This window comes from Actinomycetospora sp. CA-101289, assembly GCF_050955895.1.
Taxonomy (GTDB): Bacteria; Actinomycetota; Actinomycetes; order Mycobacteriales; family Pseudonocardiaceae; genus Actinomycetospora.
Map to the genome: position 1 here is coordinate 5,455,891 of NZ_CP192093.1, position 17,921 is coordinate 5,473,811.

The window sequence follows — 17,921 nt, forward strand, 5'->3', positions numbered from 1 at the left end:
ATCGCGGAAGGCCTGATCCGAGCAGAAGTTCTACGCAGAGCCATACGTCCTGACGCACCGAGTTCGATAGCCCCTTTTGGCTAACGCCCATCCGCGCAGCGCGATGCCTCTCGGTACCACTAGCACTTCGGGGGGAATCCAGTGACTGAATGGTCACTCGCTGTCGACTTCGGCACGACGTTCACGACGGCCGCGATGGTCTCGGGCGAGACGGTGAACATCCTCGAGCTCGACGGCTCGGTGAAGATCCCCTCCGCGGTCGCGCTGGACGACGAGGGGGAGCTCGTCGTCGGCCTGGCCTCCGGGGACGAGGCCGGCTGGCCCCCAGAGCGGGTCGAGCGGAACCCGAAGCGTTCCCTGGGCCGCACCCGGCACCTCGTGCTCGACGGAACCCCGATCCCGGTGGCCGACGCCGTCGCCGCGCTGCTGCGCGCGATCGCCGACGAGGGCACGCGGCGGCGCAACGGCGTGCCGCCCACCAAGCTGGTCCTGACCCACCCCGTCCGCTGGTCCGCGTCGCGTCGCGCCGAGCTCGCGGCGGCGGCGATCGCGGCGGGCCTGCCCGAGCCGATCATGGTCGCCGAGCCGGTCGCCGCGGCCATGCACTACCTCGACGAGAGCATCGCGCCCGGCGACCTCGTAGCCGTGTACGACCTCGGCGGGGGCACCTTCGACGCCGCGGTGCTGCGGCGCACGTCCGACGGCCTCGAGCTCGCCGGCGAGCCCGGCGGCAACGCCGACCTGGGCGGTGAGCGCCTCGACGACCTGCTCTACGGGATGGTCGGCGCCCGGCTCTCCGCGGAGCACAGCGAGCTGTGGGAGCAGATGGCCGCCGGCTCGACGCCGACCGCGCGGCGGCAGGCCGCCGAGCTGCGCCGCGACGTGCGCCGGGCCAAGGAGGCGCTGTCGCGTCAGCAGGCCTACACGGTCCACATCGCCGCCGTCGGCGCGGACCTGCGCATCACCCGCCCGGAGTTCGAGGCCCTCGTCACCGCGCCGCTGCGCGACACCGTCGACGAGCTGGCCGCGACCATCGAGCGGTGCGACGTCGCGGCCGGGGACGTCGCCGCGATCTACCTGGTGGGCGGGGCCAGCCGCATCCCGCTGGTGACGCGCCTCGTCTCCGAGCGCTTCGGTGAGCTCCCGGCCACGTTCGACGACCCGAAGTCGGTGGTCGTGCTGGGCGCCGCCGGTCTCGTGCGCGACCGGCCGGCGGCCGTCCCCGAGACCGCTCCCGCGGCGCCGGCCCCGGTCTACGCGGAGCCGGTCGCCCCGACCGTCACGCCCCCGCTCGGGACTCCGGTGGCAGCCGGCCCGGCCGGCGCGGGGGCTTCGACCGGGACGCGGCGTCCGCGCACCGCCCTGCTGGTATCGGTGGCCGCCGCCGCCCTGGTCGCCGCGCTCGTCGGCGGCGGTGTCGCCTTCCTGGGTCCGCGCCTCGCGTCCTCGAGCACGCCCGTGCCCGCCGCGAACGTGGTGCCCGCCGCCCAGCCGGTGGCGCCCGCCGTCGCGCCGCCGCCCACGACGACGACCGCCGACGCCCCGGCGACGACCACCCGCCCCCGGGCGACGACCACGACCACCACGAGTCGCCCGCCGCGTTCCTCGTCGAGCACCGCCCCGACCACCGAGTCGTGCTCCTCGGACTGCATGACCGAGGACCCGATGACGGGTGACACCTACGGGTCGGACACGGGCGGGACGCTCTACGAGGACCCCAACACCGGCTCGTACTCCACGGGCTACTGATCGTGCCGGCCGCCGCCACGCGCCGCGTCGCCGCTGCGTGCGACGAGGTGCTGACCCGTCCGGTGCCCGGCGCCGTCCGCGAAGGCGTGCTCCGCGTCCGCCGCGAGCTCGAGCGGCCCCTGCGCCTGGCCGTCGTCGGGCGCGTGAAGGCCGGGAAGTCGACGCTGGTCAACGCCCTGCTCGGGCAGCGGGTGGCCCGCGTCGACGCGTCGGAGTGCACGCGCGCGGTGACCTGGTTCTCGTACGGCCACCAGGAGAAGGTCGTCGTGCACGCCCGGAACGGGCGCTCGTGGACGCGGGCGTTCGAGGCGGACGGGTACCTCCCCGCCGACCTCGGCGCCGCACCGGAGGACATCGCCTCGGTGGAGGTGGTCCTCTGCAACGAGGCCCTCGCCGGCACCACCGTGATCGACACCCCGGGCCTGGACTCGCTCACCGCGGACGCCGGCGCCCGCACCGAGGAGCTGCTCGGGCTCGACGGCGACTCACAGCGCGCGCTGCAGGCCGCCGACGCCGTGCTCTTCCTCGTGCCACAGCTGACCCGGTCCGACGACCAGCGACTGCGAGCGCTCGCCGCGGCGATGTCCCGCACCGCGGGGGCCTCCGGCTTCTCCCCCGCGACGGTCCTCGCCGTCCTGAGCCGGGCCGACACGATCGACGACGGCACGGCGACGGCCACGCTCGACGGGAGCGGGGACACCTGGCCGGCGGCCACGGTCCTCGCCGCCCGCTACGCGGAGCAGCTGCAGGGCGTCGCGGGCGGGGTCGTGCCGGTGGCGGGCCTGCTCGCGGAGGCCGCCGATGCCTCGCTGATCACCGATGCCGTCGTGGACGACCTCCGGCGTCTCGCCGCCATGCCCGAGGACGACCGCGAGCTCCTGCTGCTCTCGGCGAACCTGTTCGCGTCCACCCCCGACGTCGGGGTCCCCGAGGCGAACCGGGCCCGGTTGCTCGGCCTCCTGGGCCTGCCCGGACTCCGCCTCTGCCTGGCGCACCTCGCCGACGGGCACGAGGGGGCGGAGGCCGTGAGCAAGCGCCTGCGGGCCCTCTCGGGCATCGAGGCCGTGCACGACGCGATCCGGCGGCTGTTCACCGCCCAGGCCGACGCGATCGGCGCCCACCGGGCGCTCGTCGCGTTGGAGAGCCTGTCGTTCGCCCCCGGAGCTCCCGCGTGGATGCGCGACGTCGTGGAGGAGGCCCGCGAGGACCCGGCGCTGCAGGGACTGCGCGAGCGGGACGTCCTCGTCCGGTGGACCCGCGGCGAGCTGCTCCTGCCCCCCGAGCTCGCCGCGGACCTGCAGGCCCTCGCACACGGCGCCGACGACGCCACCCGGCTCGGCGGGGACCCGCGCGACCCGGCGGCGGACCGCGAAGCCCTCGGACGGCGAGCGCTGGCGGCCGCCACACGGTGGTTGCGCTTCGCCAACGACCCGCGGACCGACCTGCCGGCCCGCCGAGCCGCCGAGGTCGTGCGTGACTCCTACACGGCGGCGTGGGAGCGCCTGGCGGGTCCGGCGTGACAGCGCCGGCACGCGGCACCGCGCGACCGCGTGGCGACGCGGCGACGCTGCGCAGAGGGCTCGGTGAGCTCGTGAACGGCCTGCACCAGGTCGCCACGGCTGCGGGTCTCGCGGAGGTCGTGGCGCCCCTGGTCGCCGAGTGCTCCCGCCCCACCCGCCCGATCGCCCGGATCGTGGTCGCCGGCGCGACCAAGCGCGGGAAGAGCGCGCTGGTGAACGCCCTGGTCGGGCGGCCAGGCCTCGTGCCGGTCGACACGGACGTCGCGACCGGCGTGCACATCGCCCTGCGGCACGCCGACGCGGACCGGGCCGTCGTGCACCTCGCCGACACCCCGCCGCGCGAGGTCCCGCCGACCGACGTCGAGCGCTACGCCTCGGAGCGGCACAATCCAGGCAACGGGCTCGACGTGCTGGCCGTCGAGCTCGAGCTGCCCGCCCCGCTGCTCGCCCGCGGCGTGGAGCTGGTGGACACCCCGGGCGTCGACAGCATCGTCGCCCGGCACGCCGACGTCACGCTCGCCGCGCTCGGCCTCGCCGACGCCCTCGTGCTCGTCGTGGACCCCAGCCGTCCCCTCATCGCGCCCGAGCTCGCGTTCCTGCGCGAGGCGACACAGCGCATCGGGCAGGTGGTCTTCGTCCTGACGAAGATCGACACCCACCCCGAGTGGCGCAGGGTCCTCGAGGACGACCGCGCCCTCGTGGCCACGCACGCGGCCCGCTTCGCCCAGGCCCCGTTCCTCGCCGTCTCGGGACGCCTGAAGTCGGTGGCCGACGACGCGCGGCTCCGCGGCCGCGACGCGCTCGCCGAGCGGGTGGTCGCGGAGGCCGGCACCGAGGCCCTCGAGGACGAGCTCGCGAGGATCGCCGAGGACCTCGACGTCGTCCGCCTCGGCAACGTCGTGCAGATGGCACTCGTCGTCGTCGCCCGGCTCGCCGCCGCCGTCCACGCCGCGCGACCCACCGACGACCCCTCGGTCGCGGCCGCCCTCGAGGCGGACCAGGAGCGGCTGCGGCGCCTCCAGGACTCCGGCACCCGTTGGCGGCAGGAGCTCGCCCACGGCTTCCGTCGCCTCCAGTTCGACGTCGACGCCGCCCTCACCAGCGGTGCGTCGCGGGCCGACGAGGCGCTGCTCGACAGCCTGAACCGCTGGTCGCCCGAGCGCTCGGAGACCCTCCCCCGTGAGCTCGACGACGTGGTGCGCGCGCTGTGGCTGGAGGCCGCGACGGTCGTGCGCGAGCGCGTCGAGGTGCTCGTGGCGGAGCTGGTGACGACCGTGTCCGAGCAGGGCGTCGAGCTCGCCCGGCCCGAGCTCGCCCTCCCGGAGACCACGCGCGAGGGCACACGCCGGCCCGAACCCGAGGACGACCCGACGGCGCGGGGCGTCGCGGGTGCGCTGGGCTCCTACGGCGCAGCCGCGGGACTGGCGTTCGGCGCCGAGCGGCTGCTGATGCCCCTCGGCCTGCTCCTGGGCATCGGTGGGCTCGGGCTGGGTGCCGCGATCGGCCTCGCCGGCATCGCCCTGCGCCGGCGCACGATGAACCGGGTCCGTGAGCAGCGGGCTGCGCAGCGGCTGACCACCCGCACCATCTCCGAGTCCCGCCAGCAGATGCAGCGCGAGTTCGCCAAGCACCTCGTCGAGGTCCAGTTCGGGCTGGAGGCCACCGTCACGGACCTGCTCGCGCAGCGCCGTCGCGAGCTCGGCGACGCGGTGGCCGACGCCCAGGCGACGGTCAAGCGGACCGCCGAGGAGCGCCGCACACGGCGGCGCGAGCTCGACGAGCACCTGGCGGCGCTCGAGCGGCTGCGCACGGACGCCGCCGCCCTGCACCAGGTGGCGACCTCGGCGCAGCGCGCCCGGCGGACCCCCGCTTCGTGACCGACCCGGCTCACCACTCCTTGACGTAGTAGTAGCTCGGCTCGGTCGCGCCGGGCTCGATGTGGCTGTAGCCGTGGGCGGCGTAGAAGCGGCGGGCGTCGGAGTCCTCGCCGTCGACGTTGACCTCGACGATCCGCCCGCCGCGCTCGGCCGCCAGGGCCTCGACCGCCGACAGGAGGGCGTGCCCGATGCGCCGGCCGCGGAGGTCGGGGCGCACGTAGAGCTCGTCGAGCAGGGCGACGGGCGCGTCGAACCAGACGTTGGGCCGGAACGACACGACCGCGAACGCGTCGGGCGGGTCGCCGTGCAGGAGGGCGACGAGGTCGGCGCCGGGGAGCAGCGTCCGCAGGCGCCCGGCCAGCACCTCGACGCCCGGCGTCGGGGTGTCGAACTCGGTGTTGAAGTCGTGCAGCAGCGCCGCGACGACCTCGGCGTCGTCGACGCCGCCGCGCCGGACCTCAACCACCGGAGCCGTACCGGCGGGTGATGACCTCGAAGTGGTGGCCCGCGGGGTCGTCGAAGTACAGGCCGCGCCCGCCGTCGTGGGTGTTGAACTCGCCGACCCAGCGCTGCTGGGGGTCGGCCCAGTAGGTGATCCCCCGCAGCAGCAGGCGGCCGAGGATCTCGTCGAACTCGTCCTCGCCGACGAGGAAAGCGACGTGCTGGCCGGGGAAGTCGACCGGCGGGGCCGCGTAGTCGATCGTGAACGTCTCGTCGACGTCGACGGCGATGAACGGGCCCCACGGGTGCGGGTCGGGCAGGCCGAGGACGTCGGCGAGGAACTGGGCGGACTCGCGGGCGTCGTGCGCGGCGAGCGCGAGGTGGTCGATGCGAACGGCCATGGGGTGGATCACTCCAGGGCTCCGGCGCCTCCATCCGCCGGCCTGACACCGGCCCGGACGCGACGCTGGGCAGATCGAATCGTCCGGTCCGTGAGGTCGTCAAGGTCCGGGTACCTGACATCGCGTGTCAGGTCAGGCGGGTCAGCGTGCGGCGCGGGCGGCCTCGATGGTCTCGCGGCTGGCGCCGAGGGCCTCGAGGTCCTCGGGGCGGCTGTGGCGCAGGAAGTGCTCGGCGCCGACGACGAGGAACAGCGAGCGGGCGGTGCCGGCGACCTCGCCGTCGAGCTCGTCGAGGTACGCCGTGCTCGAGATGTAGACCTTGCGGCCCACGACCGCGTCCACCTGGCTGCGCAGCCACAGCGTCGTCCCGACGGGCACCGGGCGGCGGAAGTCGGTCTCCATGCGCGCCGTCACCGCCGCGCGCACGACCTGGGTGTGGGCGGTGCCCAGCGAGTCGTCGAACGCGGTCATCAGCAGGCCGCCGTGCAGGAGGCCCGGGGCGCCCTGGTGCTCGTCGAGCACGTCGAACCGGCTGCGCACCGACACCCCGTCGTCCTCCACCCACGAGCGGATGCGCAGGCTGCCGGGCACGTCGGCACAGCCGCGGCACTGGCTGTGGTGCTCCCGCGTCCGCTCGCCGGGGCCGGGCGCCTTGGGGTGTTTCTGCGGCGCCTCCGCGTCGGCGGGCGGGTCGATGGTGGAGATCGGCACGCGCCGCACGTTACCCATGCCAACGACCTCCCCGGCCGCGAGCCGCGTCACCCCACGGCATGCTGACGGCCATGGCTGAGCCCGATGTCCGGCTGGAGCGCCTCGACGGCGTCGCGCTCCTCACCGTCTCCGACCCCAAGCGGCGCAACGCGATGACGACGGCGCTGTCGGACCGTCTCGTCGCGGCGCTCGACGAGGTCGGCGCCGACACCGGGGCGCACGCCGTCGTCATCACCGGCGACGACGACCCCAAGCCCGCCTTCTGCGCGGGCGGCGACCTCGACGAGCTCGCGGCGGCGGGCGAGTCCGGCCCGGACGCCCTCGAGCGCATCTACGCCGGGTTCCTGGCGCTGGCCGAGTGCCCGTTGCCGACGTTCGCCGCCGTCGACGGGCCCGCCGTCGGGGCGGGGCTGAACCTCGCGCTGGCCGCCGACGTGCGGATCGCCGGCGAGACCGCCCGCTTCGAGCCCGGCTTCCTGCGCCTGGGCGCCCACCCCGGCGGCGGCATGACGTGGATGGCGCAGCGGATCGTCGGCCCCCAGGTGACGACGGCGATGCTGCTCGGCGGCGAGCGCGTCGACGCCACCCGGGCCGTCGAGCTGGGCCTGGCGCTCAAGGTGGCCACCGGCGAGGGCGCGGACGGGCGCTCGGCGGCCGTGGCCGAGGCCCTGCGCATGGCCGCGACGTCGGCCGCGGCACCGCGCGAGCTGGTGGTCGCCACCAAGGCGAGCCTGCGCGCGACCGCGCACCTCGACCGGCACCGCGACGCCGTCGCCGTCGAGGTCGGCCCGCAGCTCGCGTCGCTGCGCTCGGAGGGGTTCCGCGAGGGTCTCGCCCGTGTGCGGGCCTCCACCGGGAAGCGCTGACCAGGGGTCCCGCGGGGGCGAACGCCCGGGCTGCGGACCCGGCTGTCACGGTCCAGCGTGTGACCCGTGACCAGCCAACGGTGATCGCGCCGGAGGTGAGGTTAGCCTGGGTGGTCCGCTCTTCTCCCGCGGATGGATCGACGAGGACGCGAAGGGACGCGATCGTTCGATGAGCACTGACACCGCCGTCGGGCCGGCCGGTCGGGAGGTGCGCCAGACCCACCGGGTGGTCATCCGTTTCGCGGGTGACTCCGGTGACGGGATGCAGCTCACCGGCGACCGGTTCACCTCGGAGGCCGCGGCGTTCGGCAACGACCTCGCCACGCTGCCCAACTTCCCGGCGGAGATCCGGGCCCCTGCCGGGACGTTGCCGGGGGTGTCGAGCTTCCAGCTCCACTTCGCCGACTACGACATCCTCACGCCCGGCGACCGCCCCGACGTCCTCGTGGCGATGAACCCGGCGGCGCTGAAGGCCAACATCGAGGACCTGCCGCACGGCGGCATGCTGATCGTCAACACCGACGAGTTCACCAAGCGGAACCTGGCGAAGGTCGGCTACGAGTCCAACCCCCTCGAGGACGACTCGCTGGAGCCCTACACGGTGCACCCGGTCGCGATGGCGACGCTGACGCGCGGCGCGCTCGAGCCCACGGGCATGAGCAAGAAGGACGCCGAGCGGGCGAAGAACATGTTCGCCCTGGGCCTGCTGTCGTGGATGTACCACCGCGGCACCGACGCCACCGAGGCGTTCCTGCGCGAGAAGTTCGCGAAGAAGCCCGACCTCGCCGAGGCCAACATCCTGGCGTTCCGCGCGGGCTGGAACTACGGCGAGACCACCGAGAGCTTCGCGGTCACCTACGAGGTCGCCCCGGCCCGCCTGGCCGAGGGCACCTACCGGCAGATCACCGGCAACCTGGCGCTCGCCTACGGCGTGGTCGCCGCCGGCCAGCAGTCCGGACTGCCGGTCTTCCTGGGCACCTACCCGATCACCCCCGCCTCCGACGTGCTCCACGAGCTGTCGAAGCACAAGGGCTTCGGGATCACGACGTTCCAGGCCGAGGACGAGATCGCCGGCATCGGTGCCGCCCTGGGCGCGTCGTTCGGCGGGGCGCTGGGCGTCACGTCGACGTCCGGTCCGGGCGTGGCGCTGAAGTCGGAGACGATCGGGCTGGCGGTGGCCCTCGAGCTGCCGCTGCTGATCCTCGACGTGCAGCGCGGCGGGCCCTCGACCGGCCTGCCCACCAAGACCGAGCAGGCCGACCTGCTGCAGGCGATGTACGGGCGCAACGGCGAGGCGCCGGTGCCGATCATCGCCCCGCAGTCGCCGTCGGACTGCTTCGACGCGGCCCTCGACGCCGTGCGGATGGCGCTGACCTACCGCACCCCGGTGTTCGTGCTCTCCGACGGTGCGATCGCCAACGGCTCCGAGCCCTGGGCCATCCCCGACGTCGCCGACCTGCCCGACCTGACGACGACGTTCGCCACCGAGGCCAACGCGCCCGACGGGTCCGGGGAGTTCTGGCCCTACCTGCGCGACCCCGACACCCTGGCCCGTCCGTGGGCGATCCCCGGCACGCCGGGGCTGGAGCACCGCATCGGCGGCCTGGAGAAGGCCGACGGGCGCGGCACGATCTCCTACGACCCGGACAACCACGACCGCATGGTCCGGCTGCGCCAGGCCAAGATCGACGGCATCCCGGTGCCCGACGTCGAGGTGCACGACCCCGACGGCGACGCCGAGGTGCTCGTCATCGGCTGGGGCTCGTCGTACGGGCCGATCGGGGCCGCGTGCCGCCGGGTCCGCGCGGCCGGGCTCTCGGTCGCGCAGGCCCACCTGCGCCACCTCAACCCGATGCCGGCCAACCTCGGCGACGTCCTGCGGTCCTACCGCCGCGTCGTCGTGCCCGAGATGAACCTCGGGCAGCTCGCCATGCTGCTGCGCGCCCGCTTCCTGGTCGACGCGCACTCGTACACCAAGGTCGCGGGACTGCCGTTCCAGGCCGAGGAGCTCGCCGGCGTCCTCACCGACGCCGTGAAGGGGGACCTTCCCGCATGACCGCCGTCGAACTCGGCAAGCCGTCCTTCGGGGGCGGGCTCGACCTCGTCCCGACCACGGACGAGGCGCAGAAGGCCAAGGACTACACCTCCGACCAGGAGGTGCGCTGGTGCCCGGGCTGCGGCGACTACGCCGTGCTCGCCTCGGTGCGCGGCTTCCTGCCCGAGCTGAACCTCAAGCGCGAGAACATCGTGTTCGTCTCGGGCATCGGCTGCTCGAGCCGCTTCCCGTACTACCTCGACACCTACGGCATGCACTCGATCCACGGGCGCGCGCCGACGATCGCCACCGGGCTCGCCGTGACGCGCCCGGACCTGTCGGTGTGGGTCGTGACCGGTGACGGCGACGCGCTGTCGATCGGGGGCAACCACCTGATCCATGCGCTGCGCCGCAACATGAACATCACGATCCTGCTGTTCAACAACAGGATCTACGGGCTGACCAAGGGCCAGTACTCGCCGACCTCCGAGGTCGGCAAGGTCACCAAGTCCACGCCGATGGGCTCGGTCGACGCCCCGTTCAACCCGGTCTCGCTGGCGCTGGGCGCCGAGGCCACGTTCGTCGGGCGCGCGCTGGACTCCGACCGCAAGGGCCTCACCGAGGTGCTGCGCCAGGCCGCCGCGCACCGCGGCGCCTCGCTGGTGGAGATCTTCCAGGACTGCCCGATCTTCAACGACGGCTCGTTCGACGTCCTGCGCAAGGGCGACGACGTGGCCGAGCGGCTGATCAAGCTCGTCGACGGCGAGCCGATCCGCTTCGGCAACGACGGCGAGTACGGCGTCGTGCGCTCGGCGTCCGGCGGGCTCGAGGTCGCGAAGATCGGCGGGCCCGACGGGGTGGGCGAGGACGCGGTCGTCGTCCACCGCGCCGGCGAGGAGGACCCCACGCAGTCCTTCGCGCTCTCGCGGCTGTCCGACCAGGACCTCACGCACACCGTCACCGGCATCTTCCGCAAGGTGGACCGGCCGACCTACGACGACGGCGCCCGCGCCCAGGTCGAGGCGGCCAAGGAGCAGGCCGCGTCGCGGGGCGACAACCTCGACGCGCTCCTGCGCGGCAAGGACACCTGGGCGGTCATGCCGGAGCCCGAGAACGAGCAGTAGCTTTGGCTGCGCCTCGTGAGCGCTTGTCCGTGCCGGAGCACGGACAGGCGCTCACCAGGCGGAGCCACAGTGGCTACCTCGCCGCCATCGGCGCGTACGCGCTGTGGGGCCTCTCGCCCGCGTTCTGGCCGCTGCTGGCACCGGCTGATGCCGTCGAGTCGGTCGCGCACCGGGTCGCCTGGACGCTGCTGGGCATGCTGCTGGTCATCACCGTCGCGCGGCGGTGGGGCGACCTGCGCGGCCTCTCGTGGGGCACCTGGGCGCTGGTCACCGCGGGCTCGGTGCTCATCGCGGTCAACTGGGGCACCTACATCTGGTCGACCACCCACGGCCACGTCGTCGACGCCGCGCTCGGCTACTACGCCACGCCGCTGGTGTCGGTGGTGCTCGCCGTGGTCGTCCTGCGCGAGCGGCTGCGCCGCGTGCAGTGGGTGGCGATCGGGCTGGCGGCCGCGGCCGTCGTCGTCCTCACCGTCGGTACGGGCCGGCTGCCCTGGATCACGCTCGTGCTGGCGGTGAGCTTCGGGCTCTACGGGCTGGTGAAGAAGCGGGTGCCGCTCGACCCGGTCCCGGGCCTGACTGCCGAGGGCTTCCTGCTCGGGCCGCTCGCGATCGTGTTCATCCTCGGGCTCCAGATCAGCGGCGCCGGCACCTTCACCGGGTACGGCACCGGGCACGCGCTGCTGCTCGTGGCCGCCGGTCCGGTCACCGCGATCCCGCTGCTGCTCTTCGCCGCCGGCGCCCGCCGCCTGCCCCTGGCCACCCTCGGCGTGCTGCAGTACCTCAACCCGACCCTGCAGTTCCTGTGGGGCGTGGTCGTCGCCGGCGAGCCCATGCCCGTGTCGCGCTGGGTCGGGGTCTCCCTGGTGTGGGCGGCGCTGGTGGTGTTCACCGCCGACGCCCTGCGGGCCGGCACTCAGCCGGTGCGCGCCACCGTGTAGTCCAGCAGCGCCGCGAGGGCCTGGCGGGCGGGGCCCTCGGGCAGGGCGGCGAGCTCGGCGCGCGCGGCGTCGGCGCGGGCGTCGAGGGCGGTGCGGGCCTCCTGCAGCCCCGCCGAGCCGCGCAGCAGCTCCAGGGCCTCCTCCACCTCGCCGTCGCCCAGCTCGCGGCTCCCGACGCCCAGGGTCCGGAGGCGCGCGACCTCCGGGCCGTCGCCGGCCAGCGTGTAGAGCACCGGCAGCGTCGCGACGCCCTCGCGCAGGTCGGTGCCCGGCGTCTTCCCGGAGTCCCCCGACGGCGAGGCGATGTCGATGATGTCGTCGGAGACCTGGAAGGCCGTGCCGATGATCTCGCCGAACCGGCTCATCGCCGTCACGTGCTCGGGGGGCGCCCCGGCGAACATCGCCCCGAACCGCCCCGACGTCGCGATGAGCGAGCCCGTCTTCTCGGCCACGACGGCCAGGTAGTGCTCGACGGCGTCCTCGCCCTCGCGGGGCCCGCGGGTCTCGCGCATCTGGCCCGTCACGAGCTCGGCGAACGTCTCGGCGATGATCCGCACCGCATCCGGGCCGAGCTGCGAGACGAGCCGCGAGGCGTGGGCGAACAGGTAGTCGCCGGTGAGGATCGCGACCGTGTTGTCCCAGCGCGCGTTGGCGCTCTCGGCGCCGCGGCGCATCGTCGCCTCGTCCATGACGTCGTCGTGGTACAGCGTCGCCAGGTGCACGAGCTCGACGGACGTGGCCGCGACGACGACGTCCTCCGAGGTCCCGCCCGCGAGCTGCGCGGCGAGCAGCGTCAGCAGGGGCCGGAAGCGCTTGCCGCCGGCCTCGATGAGGTGCAGCGAGGTGTCGGTGACGAATCGGTAGTCGCTGTGCACCTCGCGACGCAGGAGGTCCTCGACGCGGTCGAGGCCGTCGCTGACCGCCGCGGCGAGGTCGGGGTCGCCGATCGGCAGGCCGGCGACCTGGGTCAGTCGGGGGCCGGTCACGCGGTCAGCCCAGGAAGGACAGGCCGTCGGCCCATCCGAGGACGACGGTCGGCACGACGCCGAGCAGCAGGGTCACCACGACCCCCAGTGTGATCGCCACCGTCGTGAACGGCCCGGGGACGCTGACGGTCGGGCCGTCCGCGGCGGGCTCCGAGAAGTACATGAGCACGATGAGCCGCAGGTAGAAGAACGCGGCCACCGCGCTGACCACGAGGGCCACGATGACCAGCGGCGTCATGCCGTCGGCCAGGGCCGCGGAGAACACCGCGAACTTGGCCGTGAAGCCGCTGGTCAGCGGGATGCCGGCCAGCGCGAGCATGAGGAAGGTCATCGAGGCCGCGACCACCGGTGAGCGCTTGGCGAGCCCCGCCCACGCCGAGAGGTGCGTCGCCTCCCCGTCCGGGCCGCGCACCAGCGTCACCAGGCCGAACAGCGCGACCGTGGTGAAGCCGTAGGCGAGCAGGTAGAACAGCGTCGCCGAGAGCCCGTCGGGGGTGATCGCCATGGCCCCGAGCAGCAGGAAGCCGGCGTGGGCCACCGACGAGTACGCGATCATGCGCTTGATGTCGGTCTGGGTCAGCCCGAGCACCGCGCCGATCACCATCGACGCGATCGCGACCACCCAGAGCACCCCGCGCCACTCCCACACCGTGGAGCCGAAGGCGACGGAGAACACCCGCAGGATCGCGCCGAACGCGGCGACCTTGGTGCACGCGGCCATGAACGCGGTGACCGAGGTGGGCGCGCCCTGGTAGACGTCCGGGGTCCAGGTGTGGAACGGGCCCACCGACCCCTTGAACATCAGCCCGACCACCAGCAGCGCCAGCCCGCCGAACAGCAGCGAGTCAGGGCGCAGCGAGCCCGCGGCGGCCTGCGAGATGTCGGTGAGCTTCACCGAGTCCGCGTAGCCGTAGAGCAGCGCGAGCCCGTAGAGGAAGAACGCCGACGAGAACGCGCCGAGCAGGAAGTACTTGACCGCCGACTCCTGGCTCGCGAGCCGCCGGCGCCGCGCGAGCCCGCAGAGCAGGTACAGCGGCAGGCTGAGCACCTCGAGCGCCACGAACATCGTCAGCAGGTCGTCGGCGGCGCAGAACACGAGCATGCCGCCGAGGGCGAAGAGCACGAGCGGGAAGACCTCGGTGTGGCCCTCGACCCGGTCGCGCGGGAAGCGCCCGCCGGAGCCGCCGCCGGTGCGCCGGGCCGTGGCGGTGCCGCTGCGTCCCGTGCGGCCGGCCTGGCCCTCGGACTCGGCCTCCGCCAGCGCCACCGGGTCGGCGACGAACGGCCCACCGGGCTCGATCGAGCGGTCGGCCAGCAGCAGCACGCTCGGCACCGCGAGGGCGAGCAGCGTGCCCCAGAGGAACAGCGCCGGACCGTCCACGGCCAGCGCGCCGGCCAGCGTCGACACCGCCGGGGTGCCCGAGCTCGCCCGCGCCACGACGGCCACGAGGGCCGCGGCGATGGTGACGAGGGTCAGCGCGAGCTGCGCGCGTCCGCGACCCCGCAGGGGCATGAGGGCCTCGAGCAGCACCGAGAGGCACGCCGCGGCGAGCACGATCAGCACCGGCGCGAGCGCGCCGTAGTCGACCGTCGGGAAGGTCGAGCCGGTCATCGCGGCACTCCGTTGATCGCTGGGTTGATCGCTGGGTCCACGGTCACCGGGTCGGTGGCGCCGACCTCGGCCATGGTCGCCGCCACCGCCGGCTCGAGGACCTCGAGGACCGGCCCGGGGAAGAACCCGAGCACGAGGATGAGGGCGACCAGCGGGGTCATCACCGCGACCTCGCCGCGGGTCAGGTCGCCGAAGCGGGCCGTGGTGCGGCGCGCCCAGGAGCCGTCGCTCCCGTCGACGCCGTCGTCGGTGCCGGCCATCGCCGCCGCCGACGCCGCGCCCGGCCCGTCGCCGACCACCGCGGTGCCGCGCAGCGGCCCGGTGAACACCCGCTGGTAGACCCACAGCACGTAGAGGGCCGCGAAGACGATGCCGACGGTCGCGATCACCGTGAACACCGGCCGGGTCGGGAACGCGCCGATGAGCACGAGGAACTCGCTGATGAACGAGTTGGTGCCGGGCAGCGACAGCGTCGAGAGGCCCGCGATGAGGAACATCCCCGCGAGCAGCGGCGCGGCGCGCCCGACGCCGCCGTACTCGGTCATCGACGCCGTGCCCCCGCGCCGGATCAGCAGGCCGACGGCGAGGAAGAGCATCGCCGTCGAGATGCCGTGGTTGACCATGTAGAGCGGCGAGCCGGCGATCGACTGCGACGTGAACGCGAAGATGCCCAGCGCGATGTAGCCGAAGTGCGCGATGGAGGTGTACGCGACGAAGCGCTTCATGTCGGTCTGCGCGGCGGCGAGCAGCGCGCCGTAGATGACGCCGATGACCGCGAGCACCAGCACCAGCGGGGCGAGCTCGCGCGACGCCGCCGGGAACAGCGGCAACGTGTAGCGCAGGAACCCGAACACGCCGACCTTGTCGAGCAGGCCGACGAGGATGACGCCGCCGGCCACGGGCGCCTCGGCGCCGGCGTCGGGGAGCCACGTGTGCAGCGGCACCAGCGGCGCCTTGATGGCGAAGGCGGCGAAGAACCCGAGGAACAGCGGGATCTGGGTCGAGAGCGGCAGCTGCGCGGCCATGCCCTGCAGCGCCGCCCAGTCGAACGTGCCCTGCCCCAGCCGGGCGTCGCTGGCCACGAACAGCCCGATCACCGAGGCCAGCATGATGAGGCCGCCGAGGAACGAGTAGAGGAAGAACTTCACCGCGGCGTACTGGCGGCGCGGCCCGCCGAAGCGCCCGATGAGGAAGTACATCGGGACGAGCATCGCCTCGAACAGCACGTAGAACAGGAAGACGTCGGTCGCGGCGAACACCCCGACCAGGACGCCCTGCGTCGCGAGCATCAGCGCCGTGAAGCCGGACCCGGTGCGCCCGGGCGGGAGCTTCTCGGCCCACCCGAAGCCCAGCACGATCGGCACGAGCACCGCGAGCAGGGCGATCATCGTCAGCGCGATGCCGTCGATACCGAGGGCGAACCGCGTGCCGAACGCGGGGATCCACTCGACCGACAGCTCGAACTGGAAGCGCGGCGTGCCCGGCCCGGTGCGGAACTGCGACCAGAGGAGCGCGACGAGCACCAGCGAGACGACCGAGAACCCGAGGCCGGCCGCCTTGCCCGCGCGGTCGAGGTGCTCGCGGGAGGCCATCGCCCCGCAGACGGCGGCCCCGAGGAGCGGGACGACGAGCAGGGCCAGCAGCAACGCGCTCATCCGCCGTACCCGCCGACGGTGAGCAGGGCCGCGACGAGCACGACGGAGCCTCCCAGGATGGTCAGGGCGTAGGAGCGGACGAAGCCGGTCTGCGTGCGCCGCAGCCGGCCGGACGTGCCGCCGAGCAGGGCGGCGGTGCCGTTGACGGCCCCGTCGACGCCCCGGTTGTCGAGGTAGACCAGCGCGCGGGAGAGCCAGATGCCCGGCCGCGCGATGACCTTCTCGTTGATCGCGTTGGCGAAGAGGTCGGCGCGCGCGGCCCGCACCGGCAGGCTCACCCGCTCCGGGCGCTCCACCGGCACCGGGCGGCGCCCGACGACCAGGTAGGCGATCCCGGCGCCGAGCACCATGAGCACGGTCGCCGCGATCGGGACGAGTCCGATGGGGAACACCGCGGGGACGGTGTGCGGGTCGACCGGCGCGCCGAGCGAGGGCTCGAGCCACAGCGCCAGGCGCTCGCCGCCGACGAGGAAAGCGCCGGCACCCGCCGACCCGATGGCCAGCAGGATCATCGGCGCCGTCATCGAGGCCACCGACTCGTGCGGGTGGTAGTGCTCCGGCGGGTCCTCGAGGTCCGCGGCGTCGATCCGCCGCGGGTGCAGGTCGCGCCAGCGCTCCGGCCCGAAGAACGTCATGAGCATCAGGCGCGTCATGTAGAACGCGGTCAGCCCGGCCGCGAGCAGCGCCGCGACGCCGAGGATCCACCCGGCCACGGGGCCCGCGGTCAGCGTGGCCTCGATGATCGCGTCCTTCGTGTAGAAGCCCGAGAGGAAGGGGAAGCCGATCAGGGCCAGGTAGCCGATGGTGAACGTCCAGAACGTCACCGGCATGTGGCGCCGCAGTCCCCCGTAGCGGCGCATGTCGGTCTCGTCGGCCATCCCGTGCATCACCGAGCCGGCCCCGAGGAACAGCCCGGCCTTGAAGAAGCCGTGGGCGAGCAGGTGGGCGAGCGCCACCGCGTACCCGACGGGCCCGAGCCCGACGGCCAGCATCATGTAGCCGATCTGGCTCACCGTGGAGTAGGCCAGCACCTTCTTGATGTCGTCGTAGGCGCAGCCGATGATCGCCCCGATCACCAGCGTGATCGCCCCGATGATCGTGACGACGAGCTGCCCGACGGGCGCCAGGTCGTAGAGCGGGTTGGCCCGGGCGATGAGGTAGACGCCGGCGGTCACCATCGTCGCGGCGTGGATCAGCGCCGACACCGGCGTCGGGCCCTCCATCGCGTCCGGGAGCCACGCCTGCAGCGGGAACTGGCCGGACTTGCCGCAGGCGCCGAGCAGCAGGAGCAGGGTGATCGCGGTCAGCGTGCCCGGCGAGATCTCCCCGGCGCGGGCGAACACCTCGACGTACTGCGTCGTCCCGAGCTCGACGAACAGCAGGAAGATCGCCAGCGCCAGCCCGACGTCGCCGACGCGGTTCATGAGGAACGCCTTCTTGGCCGCGCTGCCCGCCGACCGGCGTCCCGTGTAGAAGCCGATGAGCAGGTACGACGCGAGGCCGACGCCCTCCCAGCCGAGGTAGAGCGTCACGAACCCGTTGCCCAGGACCAGCACGAGCATCGCCGCGACGAACAGGTTGAGCTGGGCGAAGAACTTGCGCCGGGCGGGGTCGTGGGACATGTAGCCCACCGAGTAGATGTGGATCAGCGAGCCGACGCCGGTGATGAGCAGCGCGAACGTCAGCGACAGCGGGTCGATCCGCAGCCCGAACTCGACGTTCAGTGCACCGACGGCGAACCAGTCGTAGAGCGGGAGCTCGCGCACCCGTTCCTCCGCGGGCAGCGCCAGCGACCCGACGAACAGCACGACCGCGAACGCGAACGACGCGACGACCGTGAGCACGCCGAGCACGTGACCCCACCGGTCGGTGCGGCGTCCGCCGACGAACAGCACCAGCGCGCCCAGGGCGGGCAGTGCGACGAGCAGCCAGGCCGCGCCGGAGGCCCCCTCCACGGGGAGGACCTCGGGGAGCGGGGCGGCGGCGCCCAGGAGCGACACGAC

The 17,921-nt window shown here is 73.8% G+C and carries 14 protein-coding genes; 7 read left to right on the top strand and 7 right to left on the bottom strand.

Annotation, left to right across the window (positions count from 1 at the left end; translation table 11 throughout):
- The first annotated feature begins 141 nt into the window (after window positions 1-141).
- The 3 genes from ACQPX6_RS27160 (at window position 142) to ACQPX6_RS27170 (ending at window position 5,146) form a co-directional block, all read left to right on the top strand.
- Window positions 142-1,749 carry an Hsp70 family protein gene (locus ACQPX6_RS27160; protein WP_433783833.1) on the top strand — a complete coding sequence of 536 codons (1,608 nt, stop codon included), beginning with the start codon at window positions 142-144 and terminating at the stop codon, window positions 1,747-1,749.
- Window positions 1,750-1,751: 2 nt separating this feature from the next.
- Entirely contained in the window at window positions 1,752-3,269 is a 1,518-nt protein-coding gene (locus ACQPX6_RS27165) for a dynamin family protein (protein ID WP_433783835.1), read from the top strand.
- Between the two features lie 71 nt (window positions 3,270-3,340).
- Window positions 3,341-5,146, top strand: a complete 1,806-nt coding sequence (locus tag ACQPX6_RS27170) for a dynamin family protein (RefSeq protein WP_433783836.1) — start codon at window positions 3,341-3,343, stop codon at window positions 5,144-5,146.
- A gap of 10 nt (window positions 5,147-5,156) precedes the next feature.
- Here the strand turns inward: ACQPX6_RS27170 and ACQPX6_RS27175 are convergent, their stop codons facing one another.
- From ACQPX6_RS27175 to ACQPX6_RS27185, 3 genes are all read right to left on the bottom strand, one after another.
- Window positions 5,157-5,612 carry a GNAT family N-acetyltransferase gene (locus tag ACQPX6_RS27175; protein ID WP_433783837.1) on the bottom strand — a complete coding sequence of 152 codons (456 nt, stop codon included), beginning with the start codon at window positions 5,610-5,612 and terminating at the stop codon, window positions 5,157-5,159.
- A complete protein-coding gene (locus tag ACQPX6_RS27180) occupies window positions 5,605-5,988 on the bottom strand; it encodes a VOC family protein (protein ID WP_433783838.1) in 384 nt (127 codons plus the stop codon). The genes ACQPX6_RS27175 and ACQPX6_RS27180 overlap by 8 nt, the downstream gene beginning before the upstream one ends.
- A gap of 141 nt (window positions 5,989-6,129) precedes the next feature.
- Complete coding sequence (locus ACQPX6_RS27185) at window positions 6,130-6,717, bottom strand: PaaI family thioesterase (RefSeq protein ID WP_433783840.1); 588 nt, start codon at window positions 6,715-6,717, stop codon at window positions 6,130-6,132.
- Window positions 6,718-6,770: 53 nt separating this feature from the next.
- Here ACQPX6_RS27185 and ACQPX6_RS27190 point away from each other — a divergent pair, with 53 nt between their 5' ends.
- The 4 genes from ACQPX6_RS27190 (at window position 6,771) to rarD (ending at window position 11,665) form a co-directional block, all read left to right on the top strand.
- The gene (locus tag ACQPX6_RS27190; protein WP_433783841.1) at window positions 6,771-7,565 is read left to right on the top strand and encodes an enoyl-CoA hydratase; all 795 of its coding nucleotides are present in this window, start codon (window positions 6,771-6,773) and stop codon (window positions 7,563-7,565) included.
- A 169-nt stretch (window positions 7,566-7,734) separates the two neighbouring features.
- The gene (locus ACQPX6_RS27195; RefSeq protein WP_433783842.1) at window positions 7,735-9,621 is read left to right on the top strand and encodes a 2-oxoacid:acceptor oxidoreductase subunit alpha; all 1,887 of its coding nucleotides are present in this window, start codon (window positions 7,735-7,737) and stop codon (window positions 9,619-9,621) included.
- A complete protein-coding gene (locus ACQPX6_RS27200) occupies window positions 9,618-10,724 on the top strand; it encodes a 2-oxoacid:ferredoxin oxidoreductase subunit beta (protein WP_433783843.1) in 1,107 nt (368 codons plus the stop codon). Before ACQPX6_RS27195 ends, ACQPX6_RS27200 begins: the two co-directional genes overlap by 4 nt.
- A gap of 29 nt (window positions 10,725-10,753) precedes the next feature.
- Window positions 10,754-11,665, top strand: coding sequence for an EamA family transporter RarD (gene rarD, locus ACQPX6_RS27205; protein ID WP_433783844.1), 912 nt, complete (start codon window positions 10,754-10,756; stop codon window positions 11,663-11,665).
- Here rarD and ACQPX6_RS27210 read toward each other — a convergent pair.
- From ACQPX6_RS27210 to nuoL, 4 genes are read right to left on the bottom strand one after another with little or no spacing between them, the layout of a single operon-like run.
- Window positions 11,641-12,651 (bottom strand): polyprenyl synthetase family protein, encoded by a 1,011-nt coding sequence (locus ACQPX6_RS27210; RefSeq protein WP_433783845.1) that lies wholly within the window; start codon window positions 12,649-12,651, stop codon window positions 11,641-11,643. The genes rarD and ACQPX6_RS27210 overlap by 25 nt on opposite strands.
- 4 nt (window positions 12,652-12,655) lie before the next feature.
- Entirely contained in the window at window positions 12,656-14,263 is a 1,608-nt protein-coding gene (gene nuoN, locus ACQPX6_RS27215) for an NADH-quinone oxidoreductase subunit NuoN (protein WP_433783846.1), read from the bottom strand.
- Entirely contained in the window at window positions 14,260-15,918 is a 1,659-nt protein-coding gene (locus tag ACQPX6_RS27220) for an NADH-quinone oxidoreductase subunit M (protein ID WP_433783847.1), read from the bottom strand. The genes nuoN and ACQPX6_RS27220 overlap by 4 nt, the downstream gene beginning before the upstream one ends.
- A complete protein-coding gene (nuoL, locus tag ACQPX6_RS27225; protein ID WP_433783848.1) occupies window positions 15,915-17,918 on the bottom strand; it encodes an NADH-quinone oxidoreductase subunit L in 2,004 nt (667 codons plus the stop codon). The genes ACQPX6_RS27220 and nuoL overlap by 4 nt, the downstream gene beginning before the upstream one ends.
- Between the last annotated feature and the right edge of the window lie 3 nt (window positions 17,919-17,921).

Bases quoted from the DNA above. Each gene is read 5' to 3' on its own strand.
- ACQPX6_RS27180 (WP_433783838.1), bottom strand. From the start codon at position 5,988: ATGGCCGTTCGCATCGACCACCTCGCGCTCGCCGCGCACGACGCCCGC.
- ACQPX6_RS27185 (WP_433783840.1), bottom strand. From the start codon at position 6,717: ATGGGTAACGTGCGGCGCGTGCCGATCTCCACCATCGACCCGCCCGCC.
- ACQPX6_RS27190 (WP_433783841.1), top strand. From the start codon at position 6,771: ATGGCTGAGCCCGATGTCCGGCTGGAGCGCCTCGACGGCGTCGCGCTC.
- ACQPX6_RS27195 (WP_433783842.1), top strand. From the start codon at position 7,735: ATGAGCACTGACACCGCCGTCGGGCCGGCCGGTCGGGAGGTGCGCCAG.
- ACQPX6_RS27200 (WP_433783843.1), top strand. From the start codon at position 9,618: ATGACCGCCGTCGAACTCGGCAAGCCGTCCTTCGGGGGCGGGCTCGAC.
- nuoN (WP_433783846.1), bottom strand. From the start codon at position 14,263: ATGACCGGCTCGACCTTCCCGACGGTCGACTACGGCGCGCTCGCGCCG.
- ACQPX6_RS27220 (WP_433783847.1), bottom strand. From the start codon at position 15,918: ATGAGCGCGTTGCTGCTGGCCCTGCTCGTCGTCCCGCTCCTCGGGGCC.